We start from the raw sequence: 21,539 nt of genomic DNA on the forward strand, positions 1-21,539 counted from the left end.
ATGTGTCCACGCTTGGCCACCGCTTGGGTGCTCCTTTCGTGCGCGATGAACTGGATCGTAACGGTTCGAGATCGGCCGTCGGCAGGCTGCGCGTGTCCGGCGGCGTGCGGGGTGCGGCCACGATAGCCTTCCGCTGTGAACGTTCCCCGTCGCTGCTGCCGGCCCGGGTGTCCGCACTATGCGGTCGCGACGCTGACATTCGTCTACGCCGACTCCACGGCGGTCGTCGGCCCCCTCGCGACGGTGGCCGAACCGCACTCATGGGACCTGTGCGTCGTGCACGCCGGCCGCGTCACCGCGCCCCGCGGCTGGGAACTGGTGCGCCACGCCGGCCCACTGCCCTCACATCCCGACGACGACGATCTCGTCGCGCTCGCGGATGCGGTCCGGGAGGGGCGTGACGTCGCTCCGCCGCTCAACCGGATGGCGCCGGGCTTCAACACGGGATTCTCCGACCCCGTCACCGGCGCGCCCGGAGGCTCGCTGATGGCACCGCCCGCGCGGCGGCCCGAGTCCAACGGCCGTCGCCGTGGCCATCTGCGGGTGCTGCCGGACCCCACCGACTAGACGACGTGCCCGTCTGGCCGGACCGTTAGGCTGGCGCCAGTAGTAGTCCGTGTCACAAGGAGTCCTAATGTCCCGGCCCGCCGCGGCGGTTCATCGCGTCATCAAGGCCTATGACGTGCGCGGCCTGGTCGGTACCGAGCTCGACGAGCCGTTCGTCGCCGACGTCGGCGGCGCCTTCGCCCGTCTCGTGCGGGACAACGCGTCGCAAATGGTCATCGGCTACGACATGCGCGCCAGCTCACCCGCACTGGCGGACGCATTCGCCGACGGCGTGACCGCCCAGGGCCTCGATGTGGTGCGGATCGGACTCGCCTCGACCGACCAGCTGTACTTCGCGTCGGGACTTCTGGACTGCCCCGGCGCGATGTTCACCGCCAGCCACAACCCGGCCGCCTACAACGGCATCAAGCTCTGTCGTGCCGGCGCCAAACCGGTGGGCAAGGACACCGGGCTGGGGACCATCGCCGACGAGGTGATCGACGGTGTTCCCGGCTACGACGGTGCGCGCGGCACGGTCGGCGACCGCGACGTGTTGGCCGACTACGGCGAGTTTCTGCGCTCGCTGGTGAGCCTGGCCGATATGCGACCGCTCAAGGTCGCCGTCGACGCGGGCAACGGCATGGCCGGCCACACCACGCCCGCGGTGTTGGGTCCGATCTCGGGGATCACACTGGCGCCGCTGTACTTCGAACTCGACGGCACCTTCCCCAATCACGAAGCCAATCCGCTGGATCCGGCCAACCTGACCGATCTGCAGGCTTTCGTCCTACAAACCGGCGCCGACATCGGCCTGGCGTTCGACGGCGACGCCGACCGGTGTTTCGTGGTCGACGAGAAGGGGCATCCGGTCTCGCCGTCAGCGGTGACCGCGTTGGTCGCCGCGCGGGAACTCGGCAGGGAGATCGGCGCCACGGTTATTCACAACTTGATCACCTCGCGGGCGGTGCCCGAACTGGTGACCGAGCGGGGCGGTACGCCGGTCCGCAGCCGCGTCGGGCACTCCTATATCAAGGCGCTGATGGCCGAGACCGGTGCGATCTTCGGTGGCGAGCACTCGGCGCACTACTACTTCCGCGACTTCTGGGGTGCCGACTCCGGCATGCTGGCCGCCCTGCACGTGTTGGCCGCGCTCGGCGAACAACACCGGCCGCTGTCGGAGATGATGGCCGACTATCAGCGCTACGAGGCGTCCGGCGAGATCAACTTCACCGTCACCGATGCCGAGCGGTGTGTGGACGAGGTGCTCAAGGCATTCGGCGACCGAATCCACTCGATCGACCACCTCGACGGTGTGACCGTCGATCTCGGTGAGGGCGCCTGGTTCAACCTGCGGATGTCCAATACCGAACCGCTGCTGCGGCTCAACGTCGAAGCCCGCACCACCGACGAGGTCGACCAGATCGTCGGACAGGTCTCCGAAACCGTTCGTGGGCGGGTCCCTTCCGACTCCGAGGTGGTCACGTGACCACCGGACCGTCTTCCTCGGCCGCGACCATCGATCTCGACGACGTCGACGCCCTGCTCGGAGCCGACCGCGACGGACTGCTGCGCGCGGCGTCGATGGCCGGCGCCCAGGTGCGTTCCACCGCCGCCGCGCTCGCGGAGGGCGAACTCGAATCGCTGCGCAGCGACGGGACACCGCGCACGTTGATCTGGGTCGCCGGTCGCGGCAATGCGGAGACTGCCGGAGCGCTGCTCGCTTCGGCATGGGGCGGATCGGTGGCCGCGCCCATCGTCGTGGCCTCCGAGGTCCCGCCGTGGATCGGTCCGCTGGACGTCTTGGTCGTCGCGGGCGACGACCCTGGCGATCCCGCTCTGGTGAACGCGGCCGCCACCGGAGTGCGTCGCGGCGCGCGAGTGGTGGTGGTTGCGCCATTTGAAGGGCCGCTACGCGACGTCGCGGCCGGGCGCGCGGCGGTGTTGCCGCCCAGGGTGTGGGTGCCCGACGAGTTCGGGTTCGTGCGCTACCTCGCCGCCGGGCTGGCCACACTCGACGCCGTCGATCCGACGATGCACGTCGATCTGGACGCACTGGCCGACGAACTCGACGCCGAGGCGCTGCGCAACAGCGCGAACCGAGAGCTGTTCACCAACCCGGCCAAGACACTGGCCGAACGGATGTCGGACCGCGAAGTGGTGCTGGCCGGCGACAGCGCGGCGACGCTGGCGGTGGCTCGCCACTGTGCGGCCATCCTGCTGCGCATCGCCCACCGAGTCGTCGCCGCGGCCGGCTTCGCCGATGCGCTGGTGGTGCTGCGCGGTGGCATGGGTGGCACGTCGGCGGCCGACCGGGAGCGGTCGATGTTCCACGACGAGCAGATCGACGGCCCGCTTCCCCGGCGTATGCGGACATTCGTGCTCACCACCGACGCGGAGCAGCCGTTCGTCGCTGCGCGGGCAGGGGATCTGGACGACGTCGATGTGCTCAGCGCCCAGGACGTGCCCGAACTGCCGGAGGCGGCAGCGGTGCCGGACGCGTCGACGGCGGCGGGCAGCATGGAACAACAGTTGGCCATGCTCGCCGTCCGCTTGGAGATGACCGCCGTCTACCTGAAGTTAGTTCGAGGTTAGCCAAGTGCACTTGCTACGGGGAGCGGTGCGGACCTATGCCTGGGGTTCCCGCACAGACATTGCCGAGTTCACTGGAAGGCCCAGTCCCACAGCGCATCCCGAGGCCGAGTTGTGGTTTGGAGCCCATCCCGGTGATCCGGCCATGCTGGAGACGGGAGCCGGAGAGCTTTCGCTGCTGGATGCGCTGCGCGACGATCCCGAGGGGCAGTTGGGCGCGGCGGTCTGCGCACGCTTCGGCGAGGCGCTGCCGTTTCTGGTCAAGGTGCTGGCCGCCGACGAGCCGTTGTCGCTGCAGGCGCACCCCAGCGCCGAGCAGGCCGTCGAGGGCTACGAACGGGAGAACAGGCTCGGCATCCCCGTCTCGGCCCCCGACCGCAACTACCGCGACCCCAGCCACAAGCCGGAATTGATCGTAGCCGTGCGGCCTTTCGAGGCGCTCGCCGGTTTCCGGCCGGTCCCGCGGACCATCGAGTTGATGCGTGCGCTGGAGGTCGGCGATCTCGACCCGTTCGTCAACCTGCTCTCCGGCCAACCGGACGGCGACGGACTGCGCGCGCTGTTCACGACCTGGATCACCGCGCCGCAACCCGATCTCGATATCTTGGTGCCCGCGGTGATCGACGGGGCCATCCACTACGTGTGTTCGGGCAGAGGCGAGTTCGCGGCCGAGGCCAAGACCGTGCTCGAACTCGGCGAGCGCTATCCCGGCGACGCGGGCGTGCTGGCGTCCCTGCTTCTGAACCGCATCACCCTGAGCCCCGGCGAGGGCATCTATCTGCCTGCGGGAAACCTGCACACCTATCTCAGCGGTGTCGGTGTCGAGGTGATGGCCAACTCCGACAACGTGTTACGTGGGGGGCTGACACCCAAACACGTCGATGTCCCGGAGTTGTTGCGGGTGCTCGACTTCACGCCCGCCGAGGACGTGGTGGTGCGTCCCGAGAAAGTCGAAGACAGTATCGAATGGGTCTACCGCACACCGGCACAGGAGTTTTCGCTGTCGGTGCTGGACATCGACGCCGACCGGGTCGGTTATGAGATCGACGCGCCCACGCGGCACGACGGTCCGCAGCTGCTGCTGTGCGCCCAGGGTTCGACGGTGGTGCACGCCAAGGGCGGCACCGTCACGCTGAACCGGGGATCTGCGGCGTGGGTGCCCGCCGACGAGGGGCCGATTCGGCTGGCGGCCACTGAGCCGACGAAGTTGTTCCGCGCCACGGTCGGCATCTAGCGACTCAGTGGGCCGTCTTCTCCTTGGCGCCCCGGCCGAACGGCAACACATGCATCACCGCGACGACGACCGCGCCGACCACTAGGCCAATGACCGCCGAGGCGGCCGTGTTGACCAGCCACGCCAGCACGCCGCCGACGCCGCCGACGGCGTGGTGGACGATCTCCTCGAGGTGGTGCACGAGGCTGTAGGGCAGATGCCAGCCCAGTTCGTCGGTTCCGACCAGCAGGATGTGACCGCCGACCCACAGCATCGCCACCGTGCCGATGACCGAAAGTGCGGCAAGAAGTTTCGGCATCCCGGCCACCAGGCCGCGGCCGATCTTCTGCGCGAGCTTCGAACTGCGCTGCGCGAGGCGCAGTCCGATGTCGTCCATCTTGACGATGCCTGCCACGACGCCGTACACCGCGATCGTGATCACGATCGCGACGATGACCAGGATGATCAACCGCGGCCAGAACGACTGATCGGCCACCTCGTTCAGTGCGATCACCATGATCTCCGCCGACAGGATGAAATCGGTGCGGATGGCGCCGGTCACCATGAACTTCTCGGCGTCCTCGCCCACGGTCGCGACGGGCGCGGAGTGGTGGTCGTGGCCCCGAATGCGGCCCCACACTTTCTCGGCGCCCTCGTAGCACAGATACGTCGCGCCGAGCATCAGCAGCGGTGTCAGCAGCCACGGAAGGAACTGGCTGAGCAGTAGTGCAGCGGGCAGGATGAACAGCAGCTTGTTGCGCAGTGAGCCGATCGCGATGCGCTTGATGATCGGCAGTTCGCGCTCTGCGGCCAGCCCGTGAACGTACTGCGGCGTCACGGCGGTGTCGTCGACGACGACGCCCGCGGCCTTGGCGGTCGCCCGGCCCGCCGCCGCCCCGATGTCGTCGACCGATGCGGCGGCCATGCGCGCCAGCACCGCGACGTCGTCGAGAAGCCCGAACAGTCCTGCGCTCATCGCGTCCTCGTCATGGCCAAGAAATTACCCGCTCGCGCCGGGTTCACGCCGATTGAGGCACCGCGGCCGGATGTTTGGCCGCCCGCTTCTCGGCCAGCCACAACCGCAGGTTGTGCCGGATGGTGCGGCCCACCAGCCGAGGCGAGGGCACCATGTAGAGGCTGTCGAGCAGGCTGAACCGGCGCAGAAACCACTCGGCGAGAACGGGATCGGTCTCCGCGGCGCCGAGGAACTGGTCGAACAGGCCGCCGACGGGCTTGTACCACCACTTGGCATCGCCGGTCGCGTTGTGCAGCGTCAGGTCGCCGATGGCCGTCATCACCCACACCGGCCACGTCGTCTTGGCCGTCGCCTTCGCCAGAGCACCGGCGATGTCCGGGTCGCCGGATGCCAGCACGGAGCGCAGGTTGCCGGCCTGGATCGCCGTCATGGTCATACCCTGGCCGAACGTCGGGTTGAAGCTGACGACGGCGTCCCCGAACGGGATGATGCCTGCGGGGAAGCGCTCGAGGGTGTCGTAGCGGCGCCACCGACTCGTCGGATAGCGGTGGAATGCCATTTCGCCCAGCGGTGTGGCCTGCCGCAACGCGGCCGAGACGTGCGGGGGCAGGATGTCATCGGCCAGGTCGAGGATCTGCTCGACGGTCTGCGGCGGCGGCACCTTGCCCACCCCGAAGGCCGTGACGTTCCAGTTGCCGTCCTCGTAGAACAACATGCCGATGCCGAGGGGTTGTTCTCGCGAAGCGCCGGCGACGACGACCTTCTCGGCCAGCAGGCCGTCGGGGACGTGAAACTGGTGGCTGGCATACGAGATGCCGACGTCGACGGTTTCTTCGTCCGGACGCGTGTAACCCCACTTCTCGAGCCACGCGGGCAGGCGGGTGCCCCGGCCGGCGGCGTCCACCACCAGATCGGCGTCGACGATCTGACCCGAATCGAGCAGCACGCCGGTCACGCGCTCTTGCGCGGCGTCGTAGAGAGGTTCGGTGACGCCGACGTGCACGAAGTCGACGTTGTCGATGCCCTTCACCCGCTTGCGGATCTGCCATTCGAGTTGCGGCCTGCTGGGCACGTAGGCGGTGAACTCGTCGCGCAGCCGGTGTGCCGTGCCGAGCACATGTCCGGCCGCACCGAAGTGGATGCAGTCGGGCCGGTTTTCGAGAATCGGGACACCGTCGGCGACCATGTCCGCGAGCAGGCCGGGGAAGTGGCTTTCGAACTCTTCGGCGCCACGGGCCATCAGCAGGTGGACGTGGCGGCCCTGCGGCACGGCCGCGCGGTTGGCGGGATCGTCGGGCAGATCGTCGCGTTCGTAGATGGTGATCCGATCGCTGACGTCAGAGAGCACCCGGGCCGCGCACATGCCCGCGAGACTCCCCCCGACGACGGCCACGTGTTTATAACTCCGCCCCATTGGGTGCACGGTACTCGGTAGATTGCCCGAACGGACCCAACCAGGAGGACCTGCGATGGCTCGGCGGACGAAGTCGGTGGAGCAGTCCATCGCCGACACCGATGAACCCGACACCCGGTTACGCAAGGACCTGAACTGGTGGGACCTCACCGTGTTCGGGGTGTCCGTCGTGATCGGCGCGGGCATCTTCACCATCACCGCCTCGACCGCCGGTAACATCACCGGCCCGGCGATCTCGATCTCCTTCGTCCTCGCCGCGATCGCCTGCGGGCTGGCCGCGCTGTGCTACGCGGAGTTCGCCTCGACGGTGCCGGTTGCCGGCAGCGCCTACACGTTCTCCTATGCGACGTTCGGAGAGTTCGTCGCCTGGATCATCGGATGGGACCTGATCCTCGAGTTCGCGGTCGCGTCGGCGGTGGTCGCAAAGGGTTGGTCGAGCTACCTCGGCGAGGTGTTCGAGTTCGGCGGCGGGACCGCGGATTTCGGTTGGGTGCAACTGGATTGGGGCGCACTGCTGATCATCGCGTTCGTCACCACCATCCTGGCGCTGGGGACGAAGCTTTCCGCCGGGGTCAGCCTGGCGATCACCGTGATCAAGGTGGCGGTGGTGCTGCTCGTGGTCGCCGTCGGCGCGTTCTACATCAAGGCGGCCAACTACTCGCCCTTCGTGCCGCCGGCCGAACCCGGCGAAGGCGGCCGGGGGACCGACCAGTCGCTGCTCTCGCTGATCACCGGCGCCGAGGGCAGCAACTACGGGTGGTACGGCCTGCTGGCCGGGGCCTCCATCGTGTTCTTCGCGTTCATCGGGTTCGACGTCGTGGCCACCACCGCGGAGGAGACCAAGAACCCGCAGCGTGACGTCTCCCGCGGCATCCTGGCCTCGCTCGGGATCGTGACGGTGCTCTACGTCGCGGTGGCTCTGGTGCTGACCGGCATGGTGCACTACACCGAACTGCGTGCGGCGGGGGAGAAGGCCAACCTCGCAACGGCGTTCAGCGCCAACGGGATCGACTGGGCAGCGAAGGTGATCTCGATCGGTGCACTCGCAGGCCTGACGACAGTGGTGATCGTGCTGGTGCTCGGCCAGACGCGGGTGTTCTTCGCGATGTCGCGCGACGGGTTGATTCCTCGTGGGCTGGCCAGGACCGGACGCCACGGCACGCCGGTGCGCATCACGCTGATCGTCGGCGTGCTGGTGGCCATCACGGCGTCGGTCTTCCCGATCGGCAGGCTCGAGGAGATGGTCAACATCGGGACGTTGTTCGCGTTCGTGCTGGTTTCCGCGGGCGTGATCGTGCTTCGCCGGTCCCGCCCCGACTTGAAACGCGGCTTCCGGGTGCCGGGCGTGCCGTGGTTGCCGATCGCCTCGATCGTCGCCTGCGTGTGGTTGATGCTGAACCTCACCGCGCTGACGTGGATCCGCTTCCTGGTCTGGATGGCGATCGGCGTCGCCGTCTACTTCCTGTACGGCCGCCGTCACTCGGTGCTCGGCCGCCGCGAACGCCAGGAGATCTCGGCTTAGCCCTTCTGCAGATTTTCCACCGCTGCCGAGCATGCAGCCTTGTACACATTTCGCGTACACGGCTGCGCACTCACGCCCCGGGTGATTTACAAACTACTACCTTGTGTCTAGACAGACGACAAATATGCCTTTATAGTCAACTTTGGACGTGATGGCACTCACTTCAGGAGGCTTGGCAATGGCCATGCAGACGCAAGAACCGGACACCGCTCAGTGGCGTGACAAGAAGCGCTACCTGTGGTTGATGGGCTTGATCGCCCCGACCGCGCTGTTCGTGATGCTGCCGCTGGTGTGGGCGTTCAACGAGTGGGGTTGGCATGCCGCCGCGCAGGTGCCGTTCTGGATCGGGCCGATCCTGCTTTACGTCCTGTTGCCGGCGCTGGACCTCAAGTTCGGGCCGGACGGGCAGAATCCGCCCGACGAGGTGATGGAGCGGTTGGAGAACGACAAGTACTACCGCTACTGCACCTACGCATACATCCCGTTCCAGTACGCCAGCGTGATCGTCGGCGCCTATCTGTTCACCGCGTCGGACCTCAGTTGGCTCGGGTTCGACGGCGGACTGGGCTGGCCCGCCAAGATCGGCCTGGCGCTGTCGGTGGGCCTGCTGGGCGGAGTCGGCATCAACACCGCCCACGAGATGGGACACAAGAAGGACTCGCTCGAGAGGTGGCTGGCCAAGATCACGCTGGCGCAGACCTGCTACGGCCACTTCTACATCGAGCACAACCGAGGCCACCACGTGCGCGTCGCCACCCCCGAGGACCCGGCATCGGCCCGCTTCGGTGAGACGTTCTGGGAGTTCCTGCCGCGCAGCGTGATCGGCTCGCTGAAGTCGGCGTGGGAGCTGGAGGCCAAACGGCTCGAGCGGGCGGGAAAGAGTAAGTTCCACTGGTCCAACGACGTGCTCAACGCGTGGGCGATGTCGGTGGTGTTCTACGGCGCGCTGATCGCGGTGTTCGGCTGGGCGTTGATTCCCTACATCGTCATCTCGGCGGTGTTCGGTTTCACGCTGCTCGAGACCGTGAACTACCTCGAGCACTATGGGCTGCTGCGCCAGAAAGTCGACAGCGGCCGCTACGAGCGCTGCGCGCCGGTGCACAGCTGGAACTCGGACCACATCGTGACCAACCTGTTCCTGTATCACCTGCAGCGCCACAGCGATCACCACGCCAACCCGACCCGGCGCTACCAGACGCTGCGCAGCATGGAGGGCGCGCCGAACCTGCCGAGCGGCTATGCGTCGATGATCGCGTTGACGTACTTCCCGCCGCTGTGGCGCAAGGTGATGGATCACCGGGTGCTCGCGCACTACGACGGCGACATCACCCGGGTGAACCTGCACCCGCGCGTGCGCGACAAGGTGTTGGCCCGCCACGGTGTGCCCGCATGACCGCCCACCGCTGCCCGGGCTGTGACTACGTCTACGACGAAGCGAAAGGCGCTCCGCGGGAAGGCTTTCCGGCCGGCACGCGGTGGAGTGAGATTCCCGACGACTGGAGCTGTCCCGACTGCGCGGTGCGCGAGAAGGTCGACTTCGAGACCGTCTGAGTGAGAAAGGTGATGACATGAACGAGCCGTACAAACTGTTCGTCTGCGTGCAGTGCGGATTCGAGTACGACGAGGAGAAGGGCTGGCCCGAGGACGGGATCGCCCCGGGCACGCGCTGGGACGACATTCCCGACGACTGGAGTTGCCCGGACTGCGGGGCGGCCAAGTCCGACTTCGAGATGGTCGAGGTCGCCCGTCCGTGACGACGCTCTGGGCGAGCGAAGCGACGGGAAAGAAAGACTAAGGTCGCGCGTGTGAACAGCCCGCGCCGGACCGCGCAGCGCATCCCGTACGCCGAAGCGTCGAGGATGCTGCTTCGCGATTCCATCCTGGACGGGATGCGCGAGCTCCTGCTCACCCGTGACTGGTCGGCGATCACCCTCGCCGACGTCGCCAAGGCGGCCGGCATCAGCCGGCAGACCATCTACAACGAGTTCGGGTCGCGCCAGGGGCTGGCACAGGCATATGCCATGCGCCTGGCCGACCGCCTCGTCGACCAGATCGACTACGCCATCGAGGGCAACGTCGGCGACGTCTTCGCCGCGTTCAGCCAGGGTTTCCGCGACTTCTTCGCCGAATCCGCAGCCGACCCGCTGGTGATCTCGTTGCTGACCGGCGAGGCCAAGCCCGATCTCCTGCAGCTCATCACCACCGACAGCGGCCCGATCATCACCCACTGCAGCCGGCGGTTGACGCAAACGTTCGTCCACAGCTGGGTCAAGACCAGTGAAGAGGACGCCGGAGTGCTGGCCAGGGCCATCGTCCGGCTCGCGATGAGCTACGTCTCGATGCCGCCGGAAGCCGACCCCAGCGCATCGCCCGCTCGCGGGCACGACGTGGCGCGTGACCTGGCCCGATTGATGACGCCCTTCGCCGAACGCTACGGTGTTATCGATATTCCTTAGCTGTCAGAGCGCCACGGCTGGTTCCACCGCACAGCGCCTGTCCCGCGAGCCCGCAGGCTATGGATGTCTACTCAGATGTCGCCGTGCGCACATCTGTGCGCTCATAGGCAATGCTCATAGGCAATGACGAAGGAAAAGGGGCTCTATATGACTGAGCTGAAGGCCGACTCCCGCAACGGGATCGACTACAAGGTCGCCGACCTGTCTCTGGCCGACTTCGGCCGCAAGGAGATCCGCCTGGCCGAGCACGAGATGCCCGGTTTGATGGCGTTGCGCGAGGAGTACCACGACGTGCAGCCGCTCAAGGGCGCGCGGATCTCGGGCTCTCTGCACATGACCGTGCAGACGGCGGTGCTGATCGAGACGCTGACGGCGCTGGGCGCTGACGTTCGATGGGCTTCCTGCAACATCTTCTCCACCCAGGATCACGCCGCGGCGGCCGTGGTCGTCGGCCCGCACGGCACCCCGGAGGAGCCGAAGGGCACCCCGGTGTTCGCGTGGAAGGGCGAGACGCTCGAGGAGTACTGGTGGGCCGCCGAGCAGATGCTCACCTGGGAGGGCGAGCCGGCGAACATGATCCTCGACGACGGCGGTGACGCCACGATGATGGTGCTGCGCGGCGCGCAGTACGAGAAGCTGGGCGTGGTCCCGCCCGCCGAGGACGACGACCCGGCGGAGTGGAAGGTCTTCCTCAGTGTCCTGCGGGAGCGCTTCGAGACCGACAAGAACAAGTGGACCAAGATCGCCGAGTCGGTCAAGGGTGTCACCGAGGAGACCACGACCGGCGTGCTGCGCCTGTACCAGTTCGAGGCCTCGGGTGAGCTGCCGTTCCCGGCGATCAACGTCAACGACTCGGTCACCAAGAGCAAGTTCGACAACAAGTACGGCACCCGCCACTCGCTGATCGACGGCATCAACCGCGGCACGGATGTGCTGATCGGCGGCAAGAAGGTACTGATCTGCGGCTACGGCGACGTCGGCAAGGGCTGCGCGGAGTCGCTGGCCGGCCAGGGCGCGCGCGTGGCCGTCACCGAGATCGACCCGATCAACGCGCTGCAGGCGCTGATGGACGGGTTCGACGTGGTGACCGTCGAGGACGGGATCGGCCAGGCCGACATCGTCATCACGGCCACGGGCAACAAGGACATCATCACCCTCGAGCACATGCGCGCGATGAAGGACCAGGCCATCCTGGGCAACATCGGCCACTTCGACAACGAGATCGACATCGCCGCCCTGGAGCGCTCGGGGGCCAAGAAGCTCAACATCAAGCCGCAGGTCGACCAGTGGGTCTTCGACGACGGCAAGTCGATCGTGTTGCTGTCCGAGGGCCGGCTGCTCAACCTGGGCAACGCGACGGGACACCCGTCGTTCGTGATGAGCAACAGCTTCTCCAACCAGGTCATCGCCCAGATCGAGCTGTGGACCAAGAACGACGAGTACGACAACGCGGTGTACCGGTTGGCCAAGCATCTCGACGAGAAGGTCGCGCGCATCCACGTCGAGGCACTGGGCGGTCAGCTGACCAAGCTCACCAAGGAGCAGGCCGAGTACATCGGTGTCGATGTGGAGGGCCCGTACAAGCCCGAGCACTACCGCTACTGATCGTCACCCGGAGGTCCCCGGCACGTCCGCGTGCCGGGGACTTTTCGTTGCCGCGTGTATCGGCCGCGGCGGCGTTGTGCTGCAGGGTTCAGGGTGTCGGGTCCACGCCTCCGCAGTGGTTCTTCAGATCCATGAGCGGCTGCCGGATACCCGCCATCTCGGCGCTCTCCTGCGGGTGGCTGGCCATGTATTCCTTCACCTGCTCGGCGACCCCCTCACGCGACATGCCTCGCAGCGTGCTCATGAAGCCGTTGAGATCAGGGTGGGTGAACAAGTAGGCCGACGTTGACGCGTCGACCCCGGCGCGGACGCCTTCGAGGTCGGCGCTGGTGCAGTTCGCCGGTTCGGCGCTGGCCAATGGGGACAAGCCGAGCAGCGCGGCGCCGGCGACGACGGCCAACGAGAGCGGGTATGCCCTACGGGTTCCGGACATCGGACGGACTCCTTCGGTCAGGGTGCGAGTGCCAGTGTGAAACCGGCCGACCGTTGATGCTCTGCGTCCCAAGCAGGTTCACAGGAGCCGGTCAGGAACCCTCCAGCGCCGCGGCTACGCCGGATACTCGTCGCGCTTGCGCGGCCAGTCGTAGAAGTCCTCGCCGCGGCCCTTGGGCGCCCGGTCCAACAGCTGCCAGGTGGCGTTGAGCGCTTCGGTGCCGCGATCGTAGGTCGAGTAGGTGTGGTAGACGACGCCGTCTTCCAAGGCGAAACAGCTCAGCGCCATCAACTCCATGACGTCGAGCATGCTGCCGCTGCCCGACCCGAAGTCGCGGCGCGGCGTCGGGACATGCATGTAGCCGAAGAAGTCGGCGTCGAAATCGCTGCCCCCGGAGGACACCCACTCCACATCCCAGCCCATTCGCTGCTTGTAGGCGCTCAGAACCGGTAGCGGCGAACGCGACGAGAGAATGAACGTGACGTCGCGCCGCGCCAGGTGCGGAACCGCGCCGACCAGATTGTCGGTTTCGAAGGTGCAGCCCGGACAGCCTTCCGGTGTCTTGGGCCCGTGCATGAAGTGCCGCACGATCAACTGCGATCGGCCGTCGAACAGTTCGGCGAGTGTGCGACGTCCCGCCGTGGTGTCGAACTCGTAGCGTTTGTCGACCCGCACCCACGGCAGTGCCTGCCGCTCCTTCGCCAGCTCGGTGGCCCTTCGGGTGAGCTCCTTCTCGTTGGCCAACTGTCGCTCGTAGGCCGCTCGCCACTGGTCACGCGTCCCGACCGCATGAGTCGTCATTCCCAACCACCTCCTCGTCACGTAAGCCTTCGGCTAGGCAGACTTGAGCCGGCGCGTGAACTCATCGCTCGACCCGCCGGGGCGTACTCGTTGGCGCGGTGGGTATCCATTGCCGTCAAAGCCCAATGCTGCCCCGGGAGAGACCATGACGACCAGACCCGAATCATCGGCGGGTCTGCACCACGTCACGGCGATCGCCGCGGACCCGCAGCGCAACGTCGACTTCTACCGCGAGGTGCTGGGCCTGCGGCTGGTGAAGAAGACGGTCAACTTCGACGCCCCCGACGGCTACCACCTGTACTTCGGCGACGAGTCCGGCCGACCCGGAACGCTGATCACCTTCTTTCCATGGCCCGGCCTCCCGCCCGGGCGGCACGGCACCGGGCAGGCCACCACAGTGTCGCTGTCGGTGCCGCAGGCGTCACTGGGCTGGTGGCGGGACCGGCTGACGGCCTTGGATGTCGCGGTCGGTGAGCCGGGCACCCGCGACGGGGAGGACACCATGACGGTGCGCGACCCCGACGGTTTGTGCCTGGAACTGGCCGCCCACCCCGAGGCCGCCGACGAACCGGTGTCAGAACTGGGGTCTGTCGCTGCTGAGCACGCGATCCGCGGGCTGCATTCGGTCACGCTGACCGAGGCCGGTTTTGAAAGTACCGCCGAACTGCTCACCGACACAATGGGATTCCGCTATGTCGACGAGTCGGGCAACCGGTTCCGGTTCCGCACCGGCGACGGCGGCGCGAGTTCGCGGCTCGATGTGGTGTGCTCACCGGAGGCGCCACGAGGCCTCGTCGCCGCCGGCACCGTGCACCACATCGCCTGGCGGGTCCCCGACGACGCCGATCAGCAGCGCTGGCGCGAACTCCTGCTGGGCAACGGTCTCAACGTCACGCCGATCCTGGACCGCAACTACTTCCAGTCCATCTACTTTCGCGAACCCGGCGGAGTGCTGTTCGAATTGGCCACCGACACTCCGGGTTTCACCGTCGACGAACCGCTGATGGAACTGGGGCGGGCGCTGAAGCTGCCGCCGTGGCTGGAGCCGGACCGCGCCGCGATCGAGGCCGCACTGCCGCAACTGCGCGACCCGGACATGCGGGTCATGCCATGACCGACTACGGGCACGACCTGATCTTCGGCACTTTCGTCACTCCGAACAACAGCCCCGCCCGACAGGCCGTCGACCAGGCCGTCGTTGCCGAGCGGGCGGGCCTGGACCTGGTCACCTATCAGGACCACCCCTACGTGGCGAGGTTTCACGACACCTGGACGTTGCTGTCCTACGTCGCCGCGCAAACCGAACGAATCCGGCTCAGCGCCAACGTGATCAATCTGCCGTTGCGCCCGCCGGCGGTGCTGGCCCGTTCGGTGGCCAGCCTCGATCTGCTCACCGGCGGTCGAGTCGAGCTGGGCCTGGGTGCGGGCGCGTTCTGGGACGGGGTGGCCGCGATGGGTGGGCCGCGCCGCGGCGCGGGGGAGTCGGTGGCGGCGCTGGAGGAGGCCATCGCGATCATCCGCGGTATGTGGGACGTCGACGCCACCGGTGTGCTGACCGTTGACGGCGCGCACTACCGCGTGCGCGGCGCCAAACGCGGACCCGCACCGGCGCACGATGTCGGCATCTGGTTGGGTGCCTACCGTCCGCGGATGCTGCGGCTGGTCGGCCGCGAAGCCGACGGGTGGCTGCCTTCACTGCAGTACCTTCCCGGCGGCGTCACCGATCTCGCGGCGCTGAACCGCCACATCGACGACGCGGCGGCTGATGCGGGGCGCGAACCGGGCGCGATCCGCCGGCTGCTCAACATCGGCGGCAGTTTCTCCGGATCGGGCTTTCTGCAGGGGCCACCGCGGCAGTGGGCCGAGGAGCTCGCCGACGTCGCGCTGGCCTTCGGCATCAGCGGCTTCGTACTGGCCTCCGACGACACCGCCGCCACCGAGCGCTACGCCGCCGAGGTCGCCCCGGCGGTACGGCAACTAGTTGCCGCCGAGCGGTAGCGGTTCTTGTTAGGGTCACCGCGTGGGTCGCGGCGTGCGCGGGTTGGTCATCGCGGTCGTGCTCGCATTGGTGTGGGGCACCCCGGTGCCCGCGGCGGCCGACGACCCGACGATCGACGATCACCACCCGTACTTCAACGAGGACGAGTACCAGGCGTTCTACACGCCGCCGGATCCACTGCCGCCGGGCAAGCCCGGGGATCTGGTCCGCACAGAGCCGTCGCGCCTGGTGCTCGAACCGTCCGGTGAACTCGGCATGATCATGGCCGACGGCACGCGAATCATGTACCGCAGCAACGACGCTCGGGGAAATCCGAACGTCGTCACCGGAACGTACTTCGAGCCGCATGCGCCGTGGCCGTTCGGCGGGCCGCGGCCGCTGATCGTCTACGGCCCCGGCACCCAGGGCCAGGGCGACCAGTGCGCGCCTTCGCGGCAGTTCAATCAGGGCATCCACTGGTCGCCGTACCTCGACCTCGCGTTCAACTACGAGGAGTTGTTCGTCGCGACGATGGTCGCGCGCGGGTTCGCGATCGTCATGACCGACTACGAAGGTCTGGGCACCCCGGGGCTGCACACCTACGCGAACCGGGTGTCGCAGGGCCACGCGATGCTCGACGCCGCCCGCGCCGCCAAGAACCTGCCCGGCACCTCGCTGGCCCCCGACGGCCCGCTGGCGTTCTGGGGTTACTCACAAGGCGGGGGTGCGGCTGCGTCCGCCGCGGAGATGGCCGAGTCGTACGCCCCCGAACTCAACATCGTCGGCTCCTACGCCGGGGCGCCGCCCGCCGACCTGAAGGCGCTGTTCCCGTTCATCGACGGCAGCATGCTGATCGGGGCGGTGGGTTATGCGCTGAACGGGGTGATGACGGCTTACCCCGAACACGAGGCGGCGATCCGAGCGACGCTGACACCGCGCGGCGCCGACATGCTGTTCAAGGTGCAGGACCAGTGCGTCGCAGAGACGCTGACGAAGTTCATGTTCCGGCACCTGCAGCCCTACTTCAATCAGGACATCTTCCAACTCGTCGAGCAGGAGCCGTTCAAGTCGCTGTTCGAGGAACAGAAGCTGGGCCGCATGAAACCCAATGCGCCCGTACTCATCAACGCCAACCGATACGACCCACTGGTCCCGTGGGCGCCGGCGATGCAGATGGGTCGCGACTGGTGCGCCCAGGGCGCAGACGTCGAGGCGCGCACCAACGAGCAACCGCCGTTCCTCAACAAGGCGATGGTCAACCACGGCCTGCCCATGCTGGTCGACGGCGAACCCGCCATGCAGTGGATCGCCGACCGATTCAAGGGTGTGCCCACAGCGTCGAACTGCGGACGGTTCTAGAGGCGCCACCCCGGCGCCCGATGCGTCGACCGCCAAGGGGCCCGCTCACCGGAGATCTTGTTCGGATCGCAGCGCGTCGGTTTCGGTGCGAATGCCTGAAAGGTCTCGCGCCGAATTGATGAGTCCGACCAGACTGAACGCCTGAGGGGTGTTGCCGAGATGCCGGCCGGCGTAGGGATCGTATTCCTCACTGAGCATTCCGACATCGTTGCGAAGACCCAACAGACGGGTGAACAACGACGTCGCCTCCTCGCTGCGACCGGTGCCGTGCAGGGCGTCCACGAGCCAGAAGCTGCACATCAGGAACGCACCTTCCTCGCCCGGAAGCCCGTCGACGCCCATCTCGGTGTTGTAGCGAAGCAGGAATCCGTCGACGCTCAATTCCTCTCGCACCGCGTCGACGGTACCGCGCACGCGGGGGTCGGACCACGGCAGAAACCCGACCCGGGGAATGAGCAGAAGCGCCGCATCCAAGCCTTTGGAACCGTAGTACTGGGTGAAGGTATTACGTTGCGCGTCATAGCCATTGGTGCAGACGTCGGAATGGATACGCTCACGCAGTTCGCGCCACTTGTCGACGGGACCCTCCAGGTTTTGCTTCTCGATCGAATGCACGGCGCGGTCGACTCCGGCCCACGCCATCACCTTCGAGTGGACGAAGTGGCGCCGCGGCCCGCGCATCTCCCACAAGCTGTTGTCAGGTTCGTCCCAGTTGCCTTCGAGGTAGTCGAGCAACGCACGCTGCACACCCCACGTCGTGTCGGTCCGTTCCAGACCCGCGACGCGGGCCAGATGCATGCTGTCGAGCACCTCACCCCACACGTCGAGCTGGAACTGACCGGCCGCGTCGTTGCCGATGCGTACCGGCGCCGAACCCTCGTAACCGGGAAGCCACGGTAATTCGTACTCGGGCAGCCGACGGCTGCCGTCGAGCCCGTACATGATCCGCAGCTCGGCCGGGTCGCCGGCGACCGCGCGAATCAGCCATTCCCGCCACGCCCGGGCTTCTGCGACGAAACCGGTACCGAGCAACGCCTGCAGGGTGAACGTCGCGTCGCGCAGCCAGCAATAGCGGTAGTCCCAGTTTCTTTCGCCACCCAGCTGCTCGGGCAGCGATGTGGTCGCGGCCGCGGCGATGCCGCCCGTCGGCGCGTACGTCAACGCCTTCAACAGCACCAGAGACCGTCGCACCTCCTCTTCCCAGCGGCCCCGGTAGCGACACCGCGAGATCCAGTCGCTCCAGAACCGCTCGGTGTCGACCAGGGCACGTTCGGGATCGACCGGCTCGGGCCGCGGCAGGTGTGATTCGGTGTACACCAATACGAACGGGAGCCGTTGTCCGGCAGCCACTTCGAACTCGGCGACGGTGGTGAGATCTTCACCGCGGTATGCGACCGGAGTATGCAGCCAGACCGCGTCGGGGCCGGCGACAGCGGCAAGGACCCCATCCTCGCGCCGAACCCACGGCACGATATGGCCGTAGTCGAACCGCAGTCTCAACGTCATCCGCATCGGGACCCGGCCGCTCACGCCTTCCACGACGCGCACCACGTCGGCGGCCCCACCGCGCGGCGGCATGCAGTCCAGCACCCGAACCGTTCCGTCGGGCGTGTCCCACTCACTTTCCAGTACGAGGGAATCGCCACGGTAACGGCGACGGGTGGCCGGACCGCCGGCCGCCGGGCCAAGACGCCACAGCCCGGCCTCTTCGCCGCCGAGTAGCGCGGCGAAACATGCCGGCGAGTCGAACCGGGGCAGGCACAGCCAGTCGATCGCCCCGTCGCGACCGACCAGGGCCGCGGTCTGCAGGTCGCCCAACAGCGCGTAGTCCTCGATCAGGGCCATCGGCTAGGCCGGCCCATCGAGGTCGATGACCACCTTGACGTCGCCTTCGACATCGCCTGAGTCGTCGAACGCCTCGGTCGCCTGCTCCAAGGGAACCCGGCGCGTGATCAGCCGCTCCAACCACGCGCTGTCGGCGCGCTCCAACGCCTCAGCTGCCGATTGGTAGTGCCGCAGATTGGCGTTGACCGACCCGACCACCGCGTCGTTCTCCAACACGATCTCGCGGTTGATCGCGCCGGCATCCACCGTGAGATGGCGTCCCTCGGGTGACACCCCGGTCAGGCAGGTGATGCCGTAACCCGCGGTGTTGGCCAGCGCCCCGAACACCAGAGATTTGGCGCCCGTGGCCTCGATGACGACGTCGGGCTGCAGCTTGCCGGCGACGGTGTCGATGTCGTCGGTGTGATAGGTGGCACCCAGATCCTTGACCAGGTCCGGCTTGACACCCTCGGTTACCTGGTCAAGTACGTGTGTCTGTAGGCCGCGCTGCACACCGATCAGCGCGGCGAGCAACCCGATCGGTCCCGCGCCGGTGACCAACACTTTCTGCGGATCGAACCATGACCGGTTTCCGATGCGGTCGATTTGTTCCCACGCCTTGGCCAACACTGACGTCGGTTCCAGCAGCATTCCGACTCGCTCCAGCGACGGTGTGAGACGGACGGCGTAATCGATTGACACACACCACAGTTGACTGCCGTACCCCGGTAATCCTTTGATGCCCCGCTCGGTGTAGCGGCCGTTGCGGCACATGTCGAACTCGCCGCGCGCACAGGCACCGCAGGGCACGGGATCGGGTCGGCGTACCACACCGACGACGAGGTCGCCGACGGTGAACCGGCTGTCGTCGGGAGTCTGCTTGACGCGACCGAGCGATTCATGGCCCAGAATCAGCTGGTCGAACCCCGAAGGGGCCGAGCCGTATTCGCCGGCGACGATCTCCTTGTCGGTGCCGCAGATTCCGAGGGCGATGCCTTCGACCAGTAGCTCGTCCGCCTGCGGCGAGGGGTCGGGTACGTCGGACACCGCGACGGATCCGGGCTTACCCGGAATGACGGTCAACGCGCGCATGAGCAGGCTCTGGTGGTCATCAACTTCCGGATAACCGATTTGAATCGGTTTAGTCATGCGGCACGGTTGCGCCGGCTACTGAGGCGAAGGACGAGGCGATTCCACGCACCAGGTTGAGCTGCACTCGGGCGGGTATCCGCGTCGCAGACATCTCAGCGCACCCATCTGCACACCGAGGAGAACTGTGACAACGCCAAGCCGTCCGCTCCTTCAGCCGCCCAACGCGATGCCCGCAGCGATGCTCACGACGTGTAGTCGAGGGAAGTGACGACGATGTCTATGACCGACGAGTTTTTCGCTGCGCATATGTGCGGGTGCGGTCATGCGCTGATATCCGACTCGCCGAAGAAGACAGATCCGGCGGCAGCGCGGTCTGTGTCGCGGCGTCAGGTGATCGGCGCGGCCGGCGTCCTCACAGCGGCGGCGCTGCTGGCCGCCTGCGGGTCGCGCGACGGGTCGGATCAGGGTGCCGGCACCTCCGAGGCGCCCGCGCCCTCGGTGAATCCCTCAGTCTCTCCGGCCGAACTGGGAAACGTCATGAATGGAATCGATGAAGTGCAGGTGTGGCAGGAGGAGTTCTACAAGGACCTCCACCGCCACCCCGACGTGTGGGGCGAAGAAGCGCGCACCGCGGGCAAGGTGACCGACAAGCTCCAGGAGGTCGGTGTCGAGGAGATCCTGCAGATCGGCGGCGGGGTCGTCGGCGTCATCCGCAACGGCGAAGGCCGCAGTGTTCTCTTCCGCGCAGACATGGATGCCCTCCCGGTGACGGAGGCGACCGGCTTGGAGTACGCCTCCACGGAACCGGGAAAGATGCATGCCTGCGGCCACGACGCCCATGTGGCATCCGCACTGGGTGCCGCTGCACTGCTGGCCAAGAACAGGAACGCGTGGTCGGGCACCTATCTGGCGTTGTTCCAACCCGGCGAGGAGACCGGCGCAAAGGCGCGCAGGCGATGGTCGACGACGGGCTTGTCGACAAGCTCGCCGACGTCAAACCCGACGTGTGCTTGGGCCAGCACGTCCTGACGGCGCCCCAAGCCGGCCATGTCGCCACCCGGACCGGCCCGGTGCTGTCTGCCGGCGACAGCCTCAAGGTGACCGTCTTCGGGCAGGGTTCTCACGGCTCGATGCCGCATCTGGGTGTCGACCCCGCGGTGCTGGCCTCGGCCATCGTGATGCGGCTGCAGGGCATCGTCTCCCGAGAGATCGCGCCCGGTGACTTCGGTGTGGTCACCGTCGGGTCGGTTCGGATCGGTGACTCCCCGAACGTCATCGCCGACCGGGCCGAGCTCCTGCTCAATGTGCGCACCTACGACCCCGCGGTGCGGGACACGATCCTGGGTTCCATCGACAGGATCGTGCGAGCGGAGTGCGAAGCCTCCGGCTCGCCGAAGGAACCCACCTTCGAGACGATTGCCACGTTCCCGCGCACCGTGAACGACCCACAGGTGACAGACGCTGTGACACAGGCCTTCACACAGGCCTTCGGGCCCGACAGGGTGCATGAACTGGAGCCGGCCACCGCATCTGAGGACTTCAGCCGTATCCCCGATGCCTTCGGCGTGCCCTACACGTACTGGAGCAATGGCGGGTTCCTCCCGGGCCAGCACGTCGTGGCGAACCACAACCCAGAATTCGCGCCTGCGATTCAGCCGACCCTGCGCACCGGAACCGAAGCCGCGATCGCTGCGACTCTGGCATACCTCGGGTGAGGCACTGGATAGCTCG

The 21,539-nt window shown here is 67.1% G+C and carries 21 protein-coding genes; 15 read left to right on the plus strand and 6 right to left on the minus strand.

All coding sequences use genetic code 11. From position 1 onward, the window contains the following. Positions 1–135 precede the first annotated feature (135 nt). From AU072_RS03000 to manA, 4 genes are all read left to right on the plus strand, one after another. Positions 136–567, plus strand: a complete 432-nt coding sequence (locus AU072_RS03000; protein WP_064412407.1) for a DUF3499 domain-containing protein — start codon at positions 136–138, stop codon at positions 565–567. A gap of 67 nt (positions 568–634) precedes the next feature. Continuing rightward, the gene (locus AU072_RS03005; protein WP_064412408.1) at positions 635–2,032 is read left to right on the plus strand and encodes a phosphomannomutase/phosphoglucomutase; all 1,398 of its coding nucleotides are present in this window, start codon (positions 635–637) and stop codon (positions 2,030–2,032) included. After that, complete coding sequence (locus AU072_RS03010) at positions 2,029–3,138, plus strand: hypothetical protein (protein WP_064412409.1); 1,110 nt, start codon at positions 2,029–2,031, stop codon at positions 3,136–3,138. Before AU072_RS03005 ends, AU072_RS03010 begins: the two co-directional genes overlap by 4 nt. A 4-nt stretch (positions 3,139–3,142) precedes the next feature. Beyond that, a complete protein-coding gene (gene manA, locus AU072_RS03015) occupies positions 3,143–4,369 on the plus strand; it encodes a mannose-6-phosphate isomerase, class I (RefSeq protein WP_064412410.1) in 1,227 nt (408 codons plus the stop codon). Between the two features lie 4 nt (positions 4,370–4,373). Here the strand turns inward: manA and AU072_RS03020 are convergent, their stop codons facing one another. Continuing rightward, positions 4,374–5,324 carry a DUF808 domain-containing protein gene (locus AU072_RS03020; RefSeq protein ID WP_064412411.1) on the minus strand — a complete coding sequence of 317 codons (951 nt, stop codon included), beginning with the start codon at positions 5,322–5,324 and terminating at the stop codon, positions 4,374–4,376. Positions 5,325–5,367: 43 nt separating this feature from the next. Then, positions 5,368–6,738, minus strand: coding sequence for an FAD-dependent oxidoreductase (locus AU072_RS03025; protein ID WP_064412412.1), 1,371 nt, complete (start codon positions 6,736–6,738; stop codon positions 5,368–5,370). Positions 6,739–6,793: 55 nt separating this feature from the next. Here AU072_RS03025 and AU072_RS03030 point away from each other — a divergent pair, with 55 nt between their 5' ends. The 6 genes from AU072_RS03030 to ahcY all read left to right on the plus strand — a co-directional run bounded on the left by AU072_RS03030 (position 6,794) and on the right by ahcY (position 12,321). Next, positions 6,794–8,260, plus strand: coding sequence for an amino acid permease (locus tag AU072_RS03030; protein ID WP_064412413.1), 1,467 nt, complete (start codon positions 6,794–6,796; stop codon positions 8,258–8,260). Between the two features lie 184 nt (positions 8,261–8,444). Next, a complete protein-coding gene (locus tag AU072_RS03035) occupies positions 8,445–9,653 on the plus strand; it encodes an alkane 1-monooxygenase (protein WP_064412513.1) in 1,209 nt (402 codons plus the stop codon). After that, positions 9,650–9,811, plus strand: a complete 162-nt coding sequence (locus AU072_RS03040; RefSeq protein WP_064412414.1) for a rubredoxin — start codon at positions 9,650–9,652, stop codon at positions 9,809–9,811. Before AU072_RS03035 ends, AU072_RS03040 begins: the two co-directional genes overlap by 4 nt. A 17-nt stretch (positions 9,812–9,828) precedes the next feature. Continuing rightward, positions 9,829–10,014, plus strand: a complete 186-nt coding sequence (locus AU072_RS03045; RefSeq protein WP_064412415.1) for a rubredoxin — start codon at positions 9,829–9,831, stop codon at positions 10,012–10,014. Between the two features lie 105 nt (positions 10,015–10,119). Beyond that, on the plus strand, positions 10,120–10,716 hold the full coding sequence (locus AU072_RS03050; protein WP_235629798.1) for a TetR/AcrR family transcriptional regulator: 597 nt from the start codon (positions 10,120–10,122) through the stop codon (positions 10,714–10,716). A 147-nt stretch (positions 10,717–10,863) separates the two neighbouring features. Next, complete coding sequence (gene ahcY, locus AU072_RS03055; RefSeq protein ID WP_064412417.1) at positions 10,864–12,321, plus strand: adenosylhomocysteinase; 1,458 nt, start codon at positions 10,864–10,866, stop codon at positions 12,319–12,321. Between the two features lie 88 nt (positions 12,322–12,409). Here the strand turns inward: ahcY and AU072_RS03060 are convergent, their stop codons facing one another. After that, the gene (locus AU072_RS03060; RefSeq protein WP_064412418.1) at positions 12,410–12,754 is read right to left on the minus strand and encodes a heme-binding protein; all 345 of its coding nucleotides are present in this window, start codon (positions 12,752–12,754) and stop codon (positions 12,410–12,412) included. A gap of 114 nt (positions 12,755–12,868) precedes the next feature. After that, entirely contained in the window at positions 12,869–13,555 is a 687-nt protein-coding gene (locus AU072_RS03065) for a DUF899 domain-containing protein (RefSeq protein WP_064412419.1), read from the minus strand. A gap of 145 nt (positions 13,556–13,700) precedes the next feature. On the opposite strand from AU072_RS03065, the gene AU072_RS03070 reads away from it, so the two are divergent. From AU072_RS03070 to AU072_RS03080, 3 genes are read left to right on the plus strand one after another with little or no spacing between them, the layout of a single operon-like run. Then, on the plus strand, positions 13,701–14,669 hold the full coding sequence (locus AU072_RS03070; RefSeq protein WP_064412420.1) for a ring-cleaving dioxygenase: 969 nt from the start codon (positions 13,701–13,703) through the stop codon (positions 14,667–14,669). Further along, positions 14,666–15,553 carry an LLM class flavin-dependent oxidoreductase gene (locus tag AU072_RS03075; RefSeq protein ID WP_064412421.1) on the plus strand — a complete coding sequence of 296 codons (888 nt, stop codon included), beginning with the start codon at positions 14,666–14,668 and terminating at the stop codon, positions 15,551–15,553. The genes AU072_RS03070 and AU072_RS03075 overlap by 4 nt, the downstream gene beginning before the upstream one ends. A 22-nt stretch (positions 15,554–15,575) precedes the next feature. Then, positions 15,576–16,892 carry a lipase family protein gene (locus AU072_RS03080; protein WP_064412422.1) on the plus strand — a complete coding sequence of 439 codons (1,317 nt, stop codon included), beginning with the start codon at positions 15,576–15,578 and terminating at the stop codon, positions 16,890–16,892. Positions 16,893–16,937: 45 nt separating this feature from the next. Here AU072_RS03080 and AU072_RS03085 read toward each other — a convergent pair whose 3' ends face one another. After that, complete coding sequence (locus AU072_RS03085; protein ID WP_064412423.1) at positions 16,938–18,737, minus strand: glycoside hydrolase family 15 protein; 1,800 nt, start codon at positions 18,735–18,737, stop codon at positions 16,938–16,940. Positions 18,738–18,740: 3 nt separating this feature from the next. Continuing rightward, entirely contained in the window at positions 18,741–19,865 is a 1,125-nt protein-coding gene (locus tag AU072_RS03090) for a glucose 1-dehydrogenase (protein WP_234787811.1), read from the minus strand. Between the two features lie 216 nt (positions 19,866–20,081). On the opposite strand from AU072_RS03090, the gene AU072_RS28840 reads away from it, so the two are divergent. Together AU072_RS28840 and AU072_RS28845 are read left to right on the plus strand one after the other, a co-directional pair. Continuing rightward, complete coding sequence (locus AU072_RS28840; RefSeq protein ID WP_328587088.1) at positions 20,082–20,837, plus strand: M20/M25/M40 family metallo-hydrolase; 756 nt, start codon at positions 20,082–20,084, stop codon at positions 20,835–20,837. Then, on the plus strand, positions 20,765–21,523 hold the full coding sequence (locus AU072_RS28845) for a M20/M25/M40 family metallo-hydrolase (protein ID WP_328586827.1): 759 nt from the start codon (positions 20,765–20,767) through the stop codon (positions 21,521–21,523). Before AU072_RS28840 ends, AU072_RS28845 begins: the two co-directional genes overlap by 73 nt. Positions 21,524–21,539 lie beyond the last annotated feature (16 nt).

It is taken from the genome of Mycolicibacterium novocastrense, assembly GCF_001499835.1.
In the GTDB taxonomy this organism is placed as follows: Bacteria; Actinomycetota; Actinomycetes; order Mycobacteriales; family Mycobacteriaceae; genus Mycobacterium; species Mycobacterium novocastrense.